Here is a 16,507-nt window from a genome sequence, read left to right on the forward strand (position 1 = left end):
CTCAGAACGGCAGCTTTGCGTCGGGCTTGGCGGCCAGGATCACCCGCGCGAATTCTTTCTGGATGCGCTCGAGCGCTTGCGGATTCTCGCCTTCGAAGCGCAGCACCACGACCGGCGTCGTGTTCGAACCGCGCGCCAGGCCGAAGCCGTCCGGGTATTCCACGCGCAGGCCGTCGATGTCATTGACGCGGTCGGCACCGGGGAATTGCGCCTCGGCGCGCAGCTTCTCGATCAGCGCGAAGTTCTCGCCTTCCTTCAGGTGCAGGTGCAGCTCGGGCGTGCTCGACGCGATCGGCAAGCCGTTCAGCAGCGCCGACGGGTCGGCTTCGCGCGTGAGGATCTCGAGCAGGCGCGCGCCCGTGTACAGGCCGTCGTCGAAGCCGAACCAGCGGTCCTTCCAGAAGATATGGCCGCTCATCTCGCCGCCCAGCGGCGCGCCCGTTTCCTTCAGCTTGGCCTTGACCAGCGAGTGGCCCGTCTTCCACATCAGCGGACGGCCGCCGTGCTGTTCGATCCACGGGCCCAGGTGGCGCGTGCATTTGACGTCGTACAGGATTTCGGCGCCCGGGTTGCGGGACAGGACGTCTTTCGAGAACAGCATCATCTGGCGGTCCGGGAAGATGATCTGGCCATCCTTCGTGACGACGCCCAGGCGGTCGCCGTCGCCGTCGAACGCCAGGCCGATCTCGGCGTCCGACGTTTGCAGGCATGCGATCAGGTCCTGCAGGTTTTCCGGGTGCGCCGGGTCCGGATGGTGGTTCGGGAAGTGACCGTCCACCTCGCAGAACAATTCGATCACGTCGCAGCCCATCGCGCGGAACAGATCTCCCGCGACCATGCCGGCCACGCCGTTGCCGCAGTCGACCGCGATCTTGATCGGACGCGCGATCCTGACGTCGCCGACGATGCGTTCGACGTAGGCGGCCTTGATGTCATGGGTCGAATAACCGCCCGGTGCCTGCGCGGGCTGGAAGTCGTCGCGTTCGATGGCCTGGTACAGGCCCTGGATGGCGTCGCCGTAGATCGCCTCGCCCGCCAGCACCATCTTGAAGCCGTTGTAGTCCGGCGGATTGTGGCTGCCGGTGACCATGATGCCCGAACGCGCGCCCAGCACGTTGGTGGCGAAATAGACCATCGGCGTCGCGACCATGCCCAGGTCGACGACGTCCACGCCGGCGGCCTGCAGGCCCTCGGCCAGCGCCGCGCCTAGCTCCGGGCCGGACAGGCGGCCGTCGCGGCCGATGATCACGGTACGCTCTCCCTTGGCCAGCGCGGCCACGCCGAAGGCCTGGCCGATGCGCCGCGCGATGCCCGCGTCGAGCGTGCTGCCGATCACGCCGCGGATGTCATAAGCCTTGAAGATCGTTTTCGAGAGAGGGACCATGAATTATCTACCTTGTGGGACTGGCGTCGGAATGCGCGCGCACGGGCATTGCGATCGCCGATTGGATCGGATGACGGAAAAAGGGATATTGTAACGGCAAGCAGGACGAGTGGGGTCCGATTGGGTCGGATTGCCTGCGTTTGCGTGATGCCTGGCGCGAGCGCAAAGAATGCGCGCCCGGAATGCGATGACTCGCCGGATGACGTTCCGGCGCGACGGGATCTTTTACGGGGAGCTCCGCGGACGCGAATGCCCCCCGTAAAAGACGATGCGACAAATACGCGGAATCAGACGCGCAGTTTGTCCAGCGATTTACCGCCCTCGACCCATTCCTTGACCCATTTCGGCTGACGGCCGCGGCCGGTCCACTGTTGCGATGCATTGTCCGGATTGCGATAACGCACGGCGACGGTGCCGACATTCGCGCCTGCCGATTTGCCGCCACGGCCGCTGGCGCTGATCAGGTCTTTCAAAGGCATGCCGACGCTCTGGGCGATGGCCATGATCTGTTCACGTGCCTTTTGCACTTCCTGAACCTCACGTTTCTTCATTTCCTGCTTGATCTGCTCTTGCAGGTTGCGCAAATCACCCAAGGACAAATTAGACAGATCCATCTTGATTCCTTATAAGTAGAGTAGGTGTAAGGGATTTTATCGAATATTCACCAATTCTCGCAATATACTACAACTGGAATTTCTTTAGTGTTTTTTGTGCCAAATCAGCCAACGTGGGGACTTGAATCTGACGATACGCGCGTACAGCCAGACGTAGCTGATAATGAACAACAAGCAGAAGAATATCAAAATTCCCGTATTCCGCCAGAACACGGTTGCCGGGATAACGGCAGTGAGGGAAAACAGCCACAGGTAAGGCGAGGTCCGCGCATTCCTTTTCATCAGTGCCCGGGCCTCTTTGCGGCCGACGGTCCATTGCACGATGCGCCGGAAAATCAGGCTGTGCAGGTGGATTCCGTCCGGCATTGTAGGAGATTTCCCACGCACGAACATTCGGCGATAAACGGAAAAAACGGTTTCGAATGTTGGATAAATCAGCAGCAATGCCGCGTACCACGTCGATACCTGGGGATTGCGCATCACGAGCAGCAAAGCCAGTTCGCCCAGCATGAATCCGATGAAATAGGCGCCGCCGTCGCCGAGGAAGATGAGGCCGACGGGGTAATTCCAGACCAGGAAGCCGGCCGTCGCACCGGCCACCGTCAGTGCGGAGACCAGCACGAACATGTCTTCCACCTGCCAGCCCACGTACGCGAGCGATAACAGCATGAAGATCGTCACGACGCTGGCCAGGCCATTGAAGCCGTCGATGATATTCACCGCATTCGCAATACCGGCCACGGCCAGTACCGTCAGCGGCAATACGAGCCACAGCGAATCCAGGCTCCAGCTGACGAAGGGCATATCCAGGCGCGCGATTTTCGCGCCCAGCACCAGATAGCCGAGCAGCGCGGCGGCCATCGTCAATATCAGGCGGCGCGAGGGACGCACCGTACCCGTATAGTCTTCGACGATACCGCCGATGAATGCGATCGCCGAACAGCCCAGCAGCGCCACCAGCCCGGAACCGAGGGTGGGTACCCGCCATACGGAAATGCCGGCGCTCAGGGCAACGGCCAGGAAGATCGGCAATCCGCCAATCCGCGCCACCGCATGCTGATGGACCTTCTGTACGCCATTGAAATTATCGTCGAGCGCCGCGCCATGCAATTTCGAATGCTTGACGATCAGGAGCGTCAGCAGCGCGGACACGACAAAACTTACGAAGAAAGAAAACATTTTATTATTTTTCAGATGCAACCCGGCGGATGGCAGGCATCGGCGCGGAGAAATGGCACGGTCATGCGCGATTCGATTGGCGGCATCCGTCCTGGTGAAGACAGGCCATTGTACCGGATTGGCCCTCGGCAATCCGTGCCTGAAGTGTACGCGTGCGCGCGCCGTTCCGATTGAGGAAATACGAAATACCGAAACTTTGACTAAGCGACAAGACAATTTACAATCGGTAATGCATGAACGGACAGCCTCCTGCGCGAAAGCCGGATAAATCCATTAGTATCGATACAGAAAAAACGGAATCCGAAATGAAAACCTATGTCATCGGCGACCTGCAGGGGTGCGCCAACGAAGCCCGTCTGCTGCTGGAACAAATCGAGCCCGGTGCACGCATCCTGTTCGTCGGCGATCTGATCAACCGCGGCCCGGATTCGCTGGGCGCGCTGCGCCGCATGAAGGCATTATCGGATGCGAGCGACGGCCGCGTCGACGCACTGCTCGGCAATCACGACCTGCACCTGCTGGCCGTGGCCGCCGGCGTCCAGAAGATGAGCCGTTCGGATACGCTCGACGACATCCTCGCCGCACCCGACCGCGACGCGCTGGTCGACTGGCTGCGCCGGCGGCCGCTCGCGATGTTCGTCGACGCGCACTTGCTAGTTCACGCCGGCGTGCCGCCGCAATGGACGGCGGCGCAGACGATGGCGCTCGCGGCCGAAGTCGAGACGGTGCTGCGCGGCGACCGCTGGATCGAATTCCTCGGCCAGATGTACGGCAACGAGCCTGACCGCTGGGACGACGGCCTGACGGGCATCGCCCGCCTGCGCTGCATCGTCAACGCGCTCACGCGGATGCGCCTGTGCTGGCCGGACGGGCGCATGGATTTCGCCCACAAGGAAAGCGACAAGGGGCCGGAGGGCTCCGATCTGCAGCCGTGGTTCGATTTGCCCGGCCGCCGCACGCTTGATGTCACCGTCGTGTTCGGGCACTGGTCGGCGCTGGGCCTCGTGCTGCGGCCGAACCTCGTGGGCCTGGACAGCGGCTGCGTATGGGGCGGCAAGCTGACGGCCGTATGCCTCGACGACCGCTCGCTGCTGCAGGTGGATTGTCCCGAGTACCGGGAACACGGCGGCAAGAAGTGAGACCGCCGCGGCAAGAACCGAGGCCACCGCAGCATGAAGCGAGGCCACCGCGCCAAGAACCGTCACCCCCGCGCAGGCGGGGGCCCAAGGTTGCCGGCGTTATCGCTGCGCTGAAAGCATCGGGTCCCCGCCTGCGCAGGGTCGACGGCTTGTCGACTCCAGCGCCCCCGCGATCGCATCGTGCGCCGCCTGCGCCAGTTCGCGCCGGTGCGCACCCGTCGCCGGGATCGGGTGCAGGCAGGCCAGCCGCGCGACGATCGGTTCGCCTTTCATGATGCGCACGATGCTGTCGACGAACGTCGTCTCGCCCGTGTAGTCGACGGCCGGGTGCCAGCCGCCGCCGGCGTCGACATAGGCCAGCGCGACGGGTTGTACCGGCACGGCGGCGTCGATGGCGGCTTCGAACAGGTTGGCGTGGAACGGCAGCAGCGTGCCCTGGCTGGCCGTCGTCCCTTCCGGGAAGAAGGCCACGCGGCGGCGCTGGTCCAGCGCTTCGACGATGCCCTTGAAAATGTAGCGCAGGTCGCGCCGGTTGCCGCGCGCGATGAACACCGTGCCCGCCTGCGCGACGAGCCAGCCGACCACGGGCCAGGCGCGGATCTCGGTCTTGGCCACGAAGCGGCACGGGTGCACGGCATTGATGACGAAGATGTCGAGCCACGAAATGTGGTTCGCGACGATGAGCGCGTGCGCGAGCGATTCCGCGCCGGCCACGCGCTCGAGACGCACGCGGCAGATGCCCAGCAGGCGCGCCGACCAGCGCCGGACCAGGCGCTCGCGCAGGGCGTCGCGCGCCCAGGGAAACACGAGGGCGCAGGTGGCCAGGCCCTGGACGAGATGGAGGACGAGGCGCGCGAGGCGCCACGCAAGCTTGATCTTCAATGGAAACTCGACACGAAACGCCGCGCGGGCCGCGGCCGCAGCGATTGTACCGCCACGGCCGGGCCGTGGATCAGCGTTCGAACGCGACGTGGCCGGCGACGATCGTCGCCTTCACCTGGCCCGCCAGTTCGTAGCCGAGGAACGGCGTGTGCTTGCCCTGGCTGGCCAGGGCGGCGGCGTTGACGGTCCAGCGCGTGTCCGGATCGAACAGCACCACGTCCGCGCTCGCGCCCTGCGCCAGCGTGCCGGCGGCGAGGCCCGCCGTGCGCGCCGGGTCGCTCGTGATCCGGGCCAGCGCCGTCGACAGCGCGTTGTCGTTACCTTGCTCCCCCGCCCACTTGAGCATCAACGACAGCAGCAGTTCCAGGCCGGTGGCGCCGGGCGACGCCTCGGCGAACGGCAGCAGCTTCTCGTCGTCGTCGACCGGGGTGTGGTCCGAGCAGACGGCATCCACCGTGCCGTCGAGGACGGCGGCGCGGATCGCGTCGCGGTCGCGCTGGCTGCGCAGCGGCGGCGTCAGGCGCGCGTTGGAATCGAAGAAGCCGATGTCGGCGTCCGTCATGTGCAGGTGGTGCACGCCGACGTCGCACGTGACCGGCAAGCCTTCCTTCTTGGCGGCGCGGATCAGGTCCAGCGCGGCGGCGGACGAGATGCGGCACAGGTGCACGCGCGCGCCCGATGCGCGCATCAGTTCGAAGATCGTGTGCAGCGCGATGGTTTCCGACATCACGGGCACGCCGGACAAGCCCAGGCGCGACGCCAGCGGGCCGCTGTGGGCGATGCCGCCGCGGCCGATGTGCGGGTCCTGCGGGCGCAGCCAGACGGTGTAGCCGAACGTCTTCGCGTACTGCATGGCGCGCAGCAGCACGGTCGTGTCCTCGATCGGCTCCTCGGCCTGCGCGAAGCCGATGCAGCCGGCTTCCGTGAGCTCGGCCATCTCGGTCAGTGCACGGCCCTTGAGGCCGACGGTCAGCGCGCCGAGCGGATGCACGTTGGCCTGGTTCAGCAGGCGCGCGCGGTGCTTGAGCATCTCGACGAGGCCCGGCTCGTCCAGCACGGGGTCGGTGTCGGGCGGGCACACGAGCGTCGTCACGCCGCCCTGCATGGCCGCCTGCATTTCCGATTCCAGCGTGGCCTTGTATTCGTAGCCCGGCTCGCGCAGGCGGGCGGACAGGTCGACGAGGCCCGGCGCGACCACGAGGCCGGTGGCGTCGATGGTGCGCGCGGCCGTGAAGCCTTGCGGGGCGCTGCCGATGCCGGCGACCTTGCCGCCGGCGATGAAGAGGTCCTGGACGGCGTCGATGCCGCCCGCCGGGTCGACCACGCGCCCGTTCTTGATGTGCAAGTTATTCATACGTGCGAATTTAAGTGTGACTACCGGCCAAAATACTCATAACCGCCATGCGGACCGCGATACCGAAGGTGACCTGCGGCAGGATCACGGCCTGGGCGCCGTCCGCCACGGCCGAATCGATCTCCACGCCGCGGTTCATCGGGCCCGGGTGCATCACGATGGCGTCGGGTTTCGCGAGCGCCAGGCGCTCCGGCGTCAGGCCGTAGCTCTTGAAATACTCGCCCGCCGACGGCAGCAGCGCGCCCGACATGCGCTCGTTCTGCAGGCGCAGCATGATGATCACGTCGACGTCCTTCAGGCCCTCGTCCATGTTGGTGAAGACGCGCACGCCCATCTGTTCCAGGCCGCCCGGCAGCAGCGTGTGCGGGCCGATGGCGCGCACTTCCGGCACGCCGAGGGTCGTCAGCGCGTGGATGTCCGAGCGCGCCACGCGGCTGTGCAGGATGTCGCCGACGATCGCCACGCGCAGGTTCGTGAAATCCTTCTTGTAGTGGCGGATCGTGTACATGTCGAGCAGGCCCTGCGTCGGGTGCGCGTGGCGGCCGTCGCCCGCGTTCACCACGTGCACGTGGTTCTGCTTCGTGTCGTTCAGGTGCTTGGCGATCAGGTACGGCGCGCCCGACTGCGCGTGGCGCACGACGAACATGTCGGCATGCATGGCCGACAGGTTGTCGATCGTGTCCAGCAGCGATTCGCCCTTGCTCGTCGACGACGCGGCGATGTTCAGGTTGATGACGTCGGCCGACAGGCGCTTCGACGCGATCTCGAAGGTCGTGCGCGTGCGCGTCGAGTTTTCGAAGAACAGGTTGAAGACGCTTTTCCCGCGCATCAGCGGCACCTTCTTGACCTCGCGGTCGGAGATGCTCACGAAGCTCGAGGCGGTGTCGAGGATGTGGTTGATGATGGCCTTCGGCAGTCCCTCGATGGTGAGGAGGTGCTGCAGCTCGCCGTTCTTGTTCAGTTGCGGGTTATGCATTGTCGTCTTCGATCTTGAGCGAAAGTTGGCCGTCCGCCGTGCGCGACAGCGCGAGCGAGCGGCCGGTTTGCAGCTGTGCGTGCGCGCCGACGAAATCGGCCGCGACCGGCAGTTCGCGGCCGCCGCGATCCGCCAGCGCGGCCAGCATGATACGCTGCGGCCGGCCGAAGTCGAACAGCACGTTGATCGCCGCGCGCACCGTGCGGCCGGTGTACAGCACGTCGTCGACGAGCACGATGGTCGCGCCGTCGACGTTGAATTCGATCCGGGTCGGCTTCACGTCCGGGTGCAGGCCCTTGCGGGCATAGTCGTCGCGGTAGAACGACACGTCGATGAAGCCGAGGCGCGCCTGCAGACCGAGGTCGCTCGCGAGGCGCTCGGCCAGCCAGGCGCCGCCGGAATGGATGCCGACGATGGCGGCGTCCGGCACACCCGACAAACCGGCGCGCACCTGTGCGAGCAGGTCGCGGTACAGGGCTTCGGCATCGCTGGTGTTGCCTGCCCTGTCCGCGTCGTTAATAAGAGTTGGCATGATCGTCAAAGTATTGTTGCAAAATGATGGCGGCGGCCCTGGCGTCGATGATCTCGCCGCGCCTGGCGGGGATGACGGCCGACGAATAGCGTTCGTCGACGAGTTCGACGGGCAGGTCGAAGCGGCCGTGGAGCTGGTTGGCGAAGCGGCGCGCGCGCAGGGTCATGTCGTGCTCCGCGCCGTCCGGATGGCGCGGCTCGCCGACGACGAGGCGCGCGGGACGCCATTGTTCGATCAGGTCGCCGATGACCTGGAAGCGGGTCGCGTTGTCGACCGCCTTGATGACGGATAGCGGTTGCGCCTGTCCCGTCAGCGTATTCCCCATGGCGATGCCGATGCGCTTGATGCCGAAGTCGAAGCCTAGAACAATATCAACCATCACACTACTTATCGTTTTGGCTGATAGCACTGTAGGGTGGCCACCCCGCCCACGCGTGACGTCTGCGTCATTCCGTCGTCCGCGTGGGCACAGGGTGCCCACCCTACCGGTGTCGTGATGCACACGTCACGCATGGCCGGCCTCGGTGGCGAGCATGAGCGGATCGATACCCAGCAGCTTGATGGCGGCGTTGTAGCGTTCCTCGATCGGCAGGTCGAACAGCACGCGCGCGTCGGCACCCACCGTGAGCCAGCCGTTGCGGGCGATTTCTTCTTCCAGCTGGCCCGGGCTCCAGCCGGCATAGCCGATGGAGACGAGCATGCGGCGCGGACCGGAACCGTTGGCGACGGCTTCCAGCACGTCGATCGACGTGGTGAACGCGACGTCGTCGGTGACGCTCAGCGACGAGGAATAGCGGCCGCCCGGCGAATGCAGCACGAAGCCGCGGTCGTCCTGGACGGGGCCGCCGAACATGATCGGCGCGTCCTCGACGCTGGGGCGCAGGCCTTCGGCCACTTTCAGGTCGATGCGGTCGAACAGCACGTCCATGGTCATGTCCGTCGGCTTGTTGATGACGACGCCGAGCACGCCTTTGTCGTTGTGTTCGCAGATATACACGACGGCGCCGCCGAAGATCGGATCATTCATCGACGGCATAGCAATCAGGAAATGATTCGCCAGGTTCAGCTGCGAGGCAGATGCGCCGGCCGCGCCCAGGCTGAGCGATTCCTCCTGGTGCATCCCGGGCATGGTTAGAGGCTTGCCGACCTTACTTTTTTTCATGCTCATACTCTCTGTTGGCTCACTCTCTGGGGTTACCGCGGCATTTCTAAGCTGAAAAGCTGGACTTTTCGCTAGTTTACACCGAATTGCCCGACCAGCCACGGAAGCCGCTCGGCCGGGGCAAACCTGAGAGATGGTAGACAGTAAAATTCTGATCTGCATTGACTCCGCACACAGAAGATGACTTTAAGAAACTCCTTGGTCTGGTTCCGGCGCGATTTACGCGTGGACGACCATGCTGCGCTGCATCACGCCCTGCTCTCGTCACGGCGCGTGTTCGGCGTGTTCGTGTTCGATACCGACATCCTGGCCGGCCTGCCGTCCGACGACCGGCGCGTCCAATTCCTGCTGGACAGCGTGCGCGAGCTGGATGCGCGCCTCCGTGACATGGGAGGTTACCTCATCGTGCGGCACGGGCGCGCCGCGCAGGTGATCCCCGAACTGGCTGCCGGGCTCGATGCAGAATCGGTCTTCGCCAACCGCGATTACGAGCCGCAGGCGCTCGCGCGCGACCGTGCGGTGCAGGACGCCCTGCGCGCGGCCGGCCGCAGCCTGCAGACGTTCAAGGACCAGGTCATCTTCGAACAGGACGACGTGCTGACCCTGGCCGGCGGCCCGTATTCCGTCTTTACGCCCTACAAGAATGCATGGCTGAAACGGCTGGCGCGCGAGGCCGAGGCGCTGCGGCCGTTCGAGACCGCGCCCCACGCGGCCGCGCTCGCGCCGCCGCCCGCGGATCACGCCCTGCCCACGCTCGCCGATCTCGGCTTCGTGGCGGGCGCCACGCCCATCGGCCATCCCGGCACGGCGGGCGCGGCACGGCTGCTGGCGCAATTCGAACGGCGCCTCGCGCGCTACGACCACGACCGCGATTACCCGACGCTGGACGCCACGTCGCACCTGTCGATCCACCTGCGCTTCGGCACGCTGAGCGTGCGCCGCCTCGTCGCCATGCTGCAGGCGCGCATCGCGGACGGCAGCGGCGGCGCCGGCGCGTCCGTGTGGCTGTCGCAACTCATCTGGCGCGAGTTCTACATGATGATCCTGGCGCGCCATCCGCGCGTCGTCACGCACGCGTTCAAGCAGGCGTTCGATGCCGTCGCGTGGGACGCCGGCCCCGCGGCGGACGCCCTGTTCGCCGCCTGGTGCGCAGGGCGCACGGGCTATCCGCTCGTCGACGCCGCGATGCTGCAGCTCGAACGGACAGGCTTCATGCACAACCGCCTGCGCATGGTGACGGCCAGTTTTCTGACCAAGGACCTCGGGATCGACTGGCGGCGCGGCGAGCGCTGGTTCGCACTGAAACTGAACGATTACGAACTGGCGTCGAACAACGGCGGCTGGCAGTGGGCGGCGTCGACCGGTTGCGATGCGCAGCCCTGGTTCCGCATCTTCAATCCCGTGACGCAGTCGCGCCGCTTCGATCCGGACGGGGATTTCATTCGGCGGTACTTGCCGCAACTGGCCGGATTGACGGGCGCGGCGATCCACGCGCCGTGGCTGGCGAAGCCGGACGCGCTGGAGAAGGCCGGTGTCGTGCTGGGGGAGGATTATCCGTTGCCGGTGGTGGACCACGAGCAGGCGCGGGCCAGGACGCTGGCCCGCTTCAAGGCGGTACGCGACGCGTGAGATTGGAACGCGACCGTAAAACGTCGTTCCCGCGCAGGCGGGAACCCAAGTACGCTGCAGGCACCGCAAACAACTTGGGACCCGCCTGCGCGGGGGGCGACGTCAGTTTGCCCGCGCTTCCAATCAGTTTGGCCGCGCTTCCAATAACCCGGTAATCGCCGCCAGCAACGCATCCTCCTGGAACGGCTTGCCGAAATAGGCGTCGACGCCGAGGCCCAGCGCGACGTTGCGGTGCTTGTCCGCCGTGCGCGACGTGATCATGATGATCGGCAGCGACGCCGTGGCCTCGTTGCCGCGCACGTGGCGCGTGAGGTCGAAGCCGTCCATGCGCGGCATCTCGATATCGACCAGCATCAGGTCGGGCCGCGTCTCCTGCATCTGTTCGAGCGCGTCGACGCCGTCCTTGGCCAGCAGCACGCGATAGCCTTCGCGCTCCAGCAGGCGCTGGGTGACCTTGCGCACGGTGAGCGAATCGTCCACGACCATGATCGTCGCGATGCGCGCCGGCGCCGGCACGGGTTCCGCCGCGGCGGCGCTCACGCGGCCGGGACGAACGCCCTGGGCGGCCAGCTGCACGGGATCGAGGATCAGCACGATCTCGCCCGAACCGAGCACGGTGGCGCCGGCGATGCCCGGCATGCGCGCCAGTTGCGGCCCGATGTTCTTGATGACGACTTCGCGATTGCCCAGCACCTCGTCCACCCGCAGCGCGATGCGCGTGTTGCCGCGCCTGAGGACCAGCACCGGCGACGAGCGCTGGCCGCCGCGCTGTTCCCACGCTTCGCCCGGCTCGTGCAGCAGCGCCGGCAGGTAGTGCAGCGGGATGCTCTCGCCATGCACGCCGATCGTCCCGGTGTCTTCGGCCGCTTGCAGGTCGGCCTCGCGCACCTGCAGCACCTGCTCGACCAGCACGGCCGGCAGCGCATGCGTGCGCGTGCCGCTGGCCACGAGCACGACCTGCGTGACGGCCAGCGTGAGCGGTAAATGGATGGCGAAGGCGGCACCGCGCCCTTGCGTCGTCTCGACGTCGACGCGGCCGCCCAGCGCCCGCGCTTCCGAGCGCACGACGTCCATGCCGACGCCGCGGCCGGCCAGTTCCGTCAGCGTGTCCGCCGTCGAAAAGCCCGGCTCGAACACCAGCTCGGCGGCGTCCTGGTCGGCCACTTCTTCGCCGTCGGCCAGCAGGCCGGTGGCCGCCGCCTTGGCGCGGATCCGGGCCAGGTCGAGGCCGGCGCCGTCGTCGGCGAAGCGGATCTCGACCTCGTTGCCCTGCTGGCTCACCTGCACGAGCAGCTCGCCCGTTTCCGGCTTGCCGGCGGCGCCACGCACGTCGCGCGGCTCGATGCCGTGCACGATGGCGTTGCGCAGCAGGTGTTCGAACGGCGCGGCCATGCGTTCCAGCACGCTGCGGTCGATCTCGACGCCGCCGCCGCGGATGTCGAGGTTGACGCGCTTGTCGGTTTCCTTGGCCGTCTGGCGCGCCACGCGGAACAGGCGTTCGGACAGGCTGGCGAACGGCACCATGCGCACCCGCATCAGGTCGCGCTGCAGCTCGCGCGTGATGCGCGATTGCGCGGTGAGGTCGTCGGCCGCCGCTTCCACCGTGCGCGCGAGGCCGTCGTGGAACGAGCCGACGTCGTTCACGCTCTCGGCCATCATGCGCGTCAATTCCTGCAGGCGCGTGAAGCGGTCGAATTCGAGCGGATCGAATTCGCGCTCGCCGGAAATCGACAGCCGCGACGCGATCTGCGACTCGGCCTGCACCTCCACCTCGCGCAACTGGCGGCGCAGGTTGACGAGGTTGTCGGCGAAGTCGGACAGCATGTCCTTGAGCGCGCCGACCTGGGTTTCCAGTTTCGAGCGCGTGATCGACACCTCGCCGGCCTGGTTGACGAGGCGGTCGAGGATGTCGGCGCGCACGCGCACGAGCGGCGCGCGTGCGGCCTGCTCCTCCGCGGACGGCGCGGGTACGGGTGCGGGTGTGGGCGCGGCCGCCGCATCGAGCGGCGCCGCCGCCGGCTGCTGCAATTGCTCGAACAGCAGCTGCGCCTGGTCGTAGTTGGCGAGCAGTTCGTCGAAGGCGGCCGGATTCGTCGTCCCGGCGTGCAGCATGTTCTCGATCTGCGTTTCCAGCGCGTGCGTGTGCTGGCCGAGGCGCATCGCGCCGGCCATGCGCGCGCTGCCCTTGACCGTGTGCAGGGCGCGCAGCAGGCCTTGCGCGACGGCCGCGTCGGCCGGGTTCTGCTGCCACTGGCGCAGTCCATTGCCGATCTGCGGCAGCAGGTCCGCCGCTTCTTCCATGAAGACGGGCAGCAGGTCCGGGTCGAGCTCGTCGACGAAGACCGGTTCGGCGGCCAGGACGTTGTCGGATTCGGTCGCGGACAGGCGTTCGGGCTGCGGCTCGGGCTGCGTTTCGGCTTGCGGCTGCGGCTCGGGTTCGGGCTGCGGCTCGGCCTGCGGCTGCGGCTCGGGTTCCGGCACGTCGAACAACGCGTCCATGTCGATGACGTCGCCGGCCTCCGGCTGCGCCGGCGCGGGGACGGATTCGAGCGCGGGCGCCGCGAACGGTTCGTCGAAATACGAATCGAACAGGTCGTCGACGGCGCTCACGGCCGGGTCCTCCTGGCGCGGTGCCGGTGGGCGCGGCGCCAGCTCCGTGCTGGCCGGCAGCGCAAGCGGGCCGCCCGCCAGCGGCGGATCGGCCACGATGCTGGCATAGGTGGCGGCGAACAGCGCGTCCAGGCGCTGCGCCAGCTCCGGGTCGGCGCCGTCGAACACGGCATCGGCGCGGGCTTTCCCCAGCTCGTCGCGCAGCGCTTCCAGGCGCGCCAGCAGTTCCGGCTGCGCGGGCGCCAGCTCACCGAGCGCGAACACCTGCAGCATCACGCGCACGCGCTCCACCGTCTCGTCCAGCAGGTCGAACTGCGTACCGGCCAAAGGCGGCACGGCCACCTGCAGCGCTTCTTCCAGCGCCACGGCCAGTTCGCGCAGCGCGTTGAAGCCGACGGTGGCGGACGTGCCGCCCAACGTGTGCGCAGCCGTCACGGCCTGCGGCGTCACGGCGCGCAGCGGTTCCGCGCGCCAGTTGGCGAAATCGTCGGCCAGCGTGCGCACCAGCTCCTCGGTCTCGCCGAGGTAGATGTTATACAGCGGCAGCGGGATCTCCAGATCGCCCACATGCCGCACGTTCGCTTCGGACACGGGAAATGCCAGCACGTTGCCCGGCAGCTCGGCCGACGACAGGGCCGGCAGCGGCGCGGGCGCCTCGTCCGGCGCGACGTCGAAGCCGGCGGCGGGCTCGATCGGTTCCGGCGCCGCGCTCAAAAGCGCCGCATCGTCGTCCACCAGCCCGGCCGCGGCAACCGCGTCGAGCGCGCCCACCGTCTCCGGCACCAGTTCCGCCGGCGCATCGGCCGCCGGTACGTAGGGCGCCGACACGAGCGGCGCCGGCGCGTCGGTTGGCGCGAGCGGCCCGCCGTCCTGCACGCGCGCGGCGGCGCGCACGAGCGCCTCGCCGTCGCGCGGCGATCCGCCCGCCGCCAGCTCGTCGACCCACGCCGCCAGCTCGGCATGCGCGTGCGCGAGCAGCGCCAGCAGATCGGGCGTCGCGGCGCGCGCTTCGGCCAGCCACAGGTTCATGACCTTTTCGATGGCGGCGGCAGCGGCCGCGAACCGTTCGAGGCCGACCATGCGGCTGCTGCCCTTGAGCGTGTGGAAGCCGCGGCGCAGGCGCGTCAACGTGTCCTGGTCGGCCGGATTGGCTTGCGCGGCCGGCAGTGCGGCGCCGACGACGTCCAGCACGTCGCGCGCTTCGCCGATGAAGATCTCCAGCAGTTCCGCTTCGACCGCATCCTGCTGCGGCTGCGGCGCCGGTTCCGCGGGCAGCGGCGCCGCGGCGGGCTCGGGGGCCGCGGCCGCTCCCTGATATTGCAGTTCGCCGAACAGGCCCGCAGCGGCATCGAAGCGGAAGCGCTTGCGCGCCCCGTCCACGTTCTGCGCCAGCGCGTCCGTGAAGAAGCCGAGCGCGCCGATATTCCGGGCCAGGTTGTCCAGCACGGCGCCGCGCGTGGCGGCATCCGGCTGTTCGTCGACGAGCATGCGCACCCGGGCGCGCACATGGTCGACGGCCTGCGTGGCCTGGTCCTGGTCGAGGATCGCCAGCGCGCCCTGCAACTGGTGCAGCAGCGGGTCGACCTGCTGGAGGGACGCGACGCGCGCCGGGTCTTCGTAGTATTCGTCGATATGCTTCTCGACCTGGCGCAGGCCCGTGCGGATCTCGCCCGCCAGCACGGCCACGGTCTGGCCCTGCTGCAGTTCGCGCGCCATCTCGCCGTGCCAGGCCGGGGCGTCCGGCGGGGTCTCGCCGTGCGCCAGCGCGAGCAGGCGCTGGCCGACGGCCTCCGCATGCTGCCCGAAGTCGTCGGGCAGCTGGCGCACCTGGTCCAGGCCGTGCTCCACGAACAGCATGGCCTCCGCCATTTCGAGGCTGAACTGGTCGCTGCGGCCGCCCGTTATCGATTCGCTGGCGGCCTGGCCCAGTTCGCGCAGCAGGTTCGCCAATGCCGGCGCCCCCAGCTTCTCGCTGGCGCCGGCCAGTTTCGACAGGGCGTCGTTGAAGCTGCCGCCCTCGACCTCGCCGCCTTCGGTGGCGACGCGGTCCCAGCCCTGCTTGGTCTCGATCAGCGCTTCCTTGGCATCCTTCAGCACCTCCGGATCGACGCGGCCGTAGCGGCGCTCCAGATAGTCCGGCGGCACCTGGCCGCCGACGTGGTACGCATCGCGCAGCCGGCGCGCGTCCGGCGTCGGTTCGGGCGCGGCGGCGATGAAGAACAGCGCATCGAGCAGCAGCGCGTCAGGCAGCTCGGCATGGCCCTGCGCCTGGCGCCGCAATTGCAGGTTGACCTGGCCGAACAGCTGTTTCACGTACAGGTCGGGCGCCACCTGGCCCGTGGCGACGAGGTCCGCGACGGCCTGCAGCGCCAGCCAGAACGCATGCGCTTGCGCCTGCGGCTGGCCATCGACGACGCCCGCCAGCGCGTCGCGCATGGCCGCCGCCTGGGCGCGCCGGGCATCGTCATCGGGGCTGCGCAGGAACAGCAGCAGCGCCTTTTCGAATTGCGCGCGGGTCGCGGCGTAGTCCGGCATCGGGCCGGCCCCGCCGCCCGGCAGCAGGGCCGGCGCGAGGTCCGTCACGAGCATCTGGCCCGGATGCACGCGCTCCACGCCCAGCATTTCCTGCAGCGCGCGATAGTACGGGAACAGCCGCACGGGCTGCGGCGCGGCGCCGTCCAGCAATTCTTCGAGGTATTCGACGAGCGCCCGGTAGGCCTCGCCGACGACGGCGGTCCGGCCGTCGTCGAGCGCCAGCGCGCCGTCCTTGAAGCGGTCGATGACCTGCTCGGCCGCTTCGCTCAGGCGCAGGGCGCCGGCGACGTCGACCATCTGCAGGGCGCCGTGGGCCTGGTGCAGGTGCGACTTGGCATGCAGCAGAAGGGTCGGCTGCGCTTCCGGACTGCGGCCGGACGCGTCCTGCAGCGCCTTGGCGGAGCGCCCGAGCGCATCGCGGATTTCCCCGATGACCCAGGAGAGAGGGCCGGTGTCGAAAGGCGGTGCGGCGGACGCGTGCGAAAGCTGGGTCATGTAGGCAAAAGGTTCG

12 protein-coding genes are annotated in these 16,507 nt (G+C 67.6%); 2 read left to right on the top strand and 10 right to left on the bottom strand.

Features of this window, described 5'->3' with window-relative positions:
* Position 1: 1 nt before the first annotated feature.
* The 3 genes from ACEN9Q_RS21655 to ACEN9Q_RS21665 form a co-directional block, all read right to left on the bottom strand.
* The gene (locus ACEN9Q_RS21655) at positions 2-1,384 is read right to left on the bottom strand and encodes a phosphomannomutase/phosphoglucomutase (protein ID WP_495625995.1); all 1,383 of its coding nucleotides are present in this window, start codon (positions 1,382-1,384) and stop codon (positions 2-4) included.
* 287 nt (positions 1,385-1,671) lie between these two features.
* Positions 1,672-1,998, bottom strand: a complete 327-nt coding sequence (locus ACEN9Q_RS21660) for an H-NS histone family protein (RefSeq protein ID WP_056441367.1) — start codon at positions 1,996-1,998, stop codon at positions 1,672-1,674.
* Positions 1,999-2,082: 84 nt separating this feature from the next.
* The gene (locus ACEN9Q_RS21665) at positions 2,083-3,177 is read right to left on the bottom strand and encodes an MraY family glycosyltransferase (RefSeq protein WP_056441370.1); all 1,095 of its coding nucleotides are present in this window, start codon (positions 3,175-3,177) and stop codon (positions 2,083-2,085) included.
* 305 nt (positions 3,178-3,482) lie between these two features.
* On the opposite strand from ACEN9Q_RS21665, the gene ACEN9Q_RS21670 reads away from it, so the two are divergent.
* A complete protein-coding gene (locus ACEN9Q_RS21670; protein WP_056441373.1) occupies positions 3,483-4,316 on the top strand; it encodes a symmetrical bis(5'-nucleosyl)-tetraphosphatase in 834 nt (277 codons plus the stop codon).
* Positions 4,317-4,415: 99 nt separating this feature from the next.
* Here ACEN9Q_RS21670 and ACEN9Q_RS21675 read toward each other — a convergent pair whose 3' ends face one another.
* The 6 genes from ACEN9Q_RS21675 to ACEN9Q_RS21700 form a co-directional block, all read right to left on the bottom strand.
* On the bottom strand, positions 4,416-5,198 hold the full coding sequence (locus ACEN9Q_RS21675; RefSeq protein ID WP_495625996.1) for a lysophospholipid acyltransferase family protein: 783 nt from the start codon (positions 5,196-5,198) through the stop codon (positions 4,416-4,418).
* Between the two features lie 70 nt (positions 5,199-5,268).
* Positions 5,269-6,552: a dihydroorotase gene (locus ACEN9Q_RS21680; RefSeq protein WP_495625997.1), complete on the bottom strand. Its 1,284-nt coding sequence runs from the start codon at positions 6,550-6,552 to the stop codon at positions 5,269-5,271.
* A gap of 10 nt (positions 6,553-6,562) precedes the next feature.
* Positions 6,563-7,528, bottom strand: a complete 966-nt coding sequence (locus tag ACEN9Q_RS21685) for an aspartate carbamoyltransferase catalytic subunit (protein ID WP_056441382.1) — start codon at positions 7,526-7,528, stop codon at positions 6,563-6,565.
* A complete protein-coding gene (gene pyrR, locus ACEN9Q_RS21690) occupies positions 7,521-8,060 on the bottom strand; it encodes a bifunctional pyr operon transcriptional regulator/uracil phosphoribosyltransferase PyrR (protein WP_056441385.1) in 540 nt (179 codons plus the stop codon). The genes ACEN9Q_RS21685 and pyrR overlap by 8 nt, the downstream gene beginning before the upstream one ends.
* A complete protein-coding gene (gene ruvX / locus ACEN9Q_RS21695; RefSeq protein WP_495625998.1) occupies positions 8,044-8,439 on the bottom strand; it encodes a Holliday junction resolvase RuvX in 396 nt (131 codons plus the stop codon). The genes pyrR and ruvX overlap by 17 nt, the downstream gene beginning before the upstream one ends.
* 126 nt (positions 8,440-8,565) lie before the next feature.
* A complete protein-coding gene (locus tag ACEN9Q_RS21700; RefSeq protein ID WP_495625999.1) occupies positions 8,566-9,222 on the bottom strand; it encodes a YqgE/AlgH family protein in 657 nt (218 codons plus the stop codon).
* A gap of 180 nt (positions 9,223-9,402) precedes the next feature.
* Between ACEN9Q_RS21700 and ACEN9Q_RS21705 the strand changes: the two genes are divergently transcribed.
* Entirely contained in the window at positions 9,403-10,851 is a 1,449-nt protein-coding gene (locus ACEN9Q_RS21705; protein ID WP_495626000.1) for a cryptochrome/photolyase family protein, read from the top strand.
* A gap of 123 nt (positions 10,852-10,974) precedes the next feature.
* Here the strand turns inward: ACEN9Q_RS21705 and ACEN9Q_RS21710 are convergent, their stop codons facing one another.
* Complete coding sequence (locus ACEN9Q_RS21710; protein ID WP_495626001.1) at positions 10,975-16,491, bottom strand: hybrid sensor histidine kinase/response regulator; 5,517 nt, start codon at positions 16,489-16,491, stop codon at positions 10,975-10,977.
* Positions 16,492-16,507 lie beyond the last annotated feature (16 nt).

The sequence above is a fragment of the Massilia sp. Masssp93 genome (assembly GCF_059491295.1).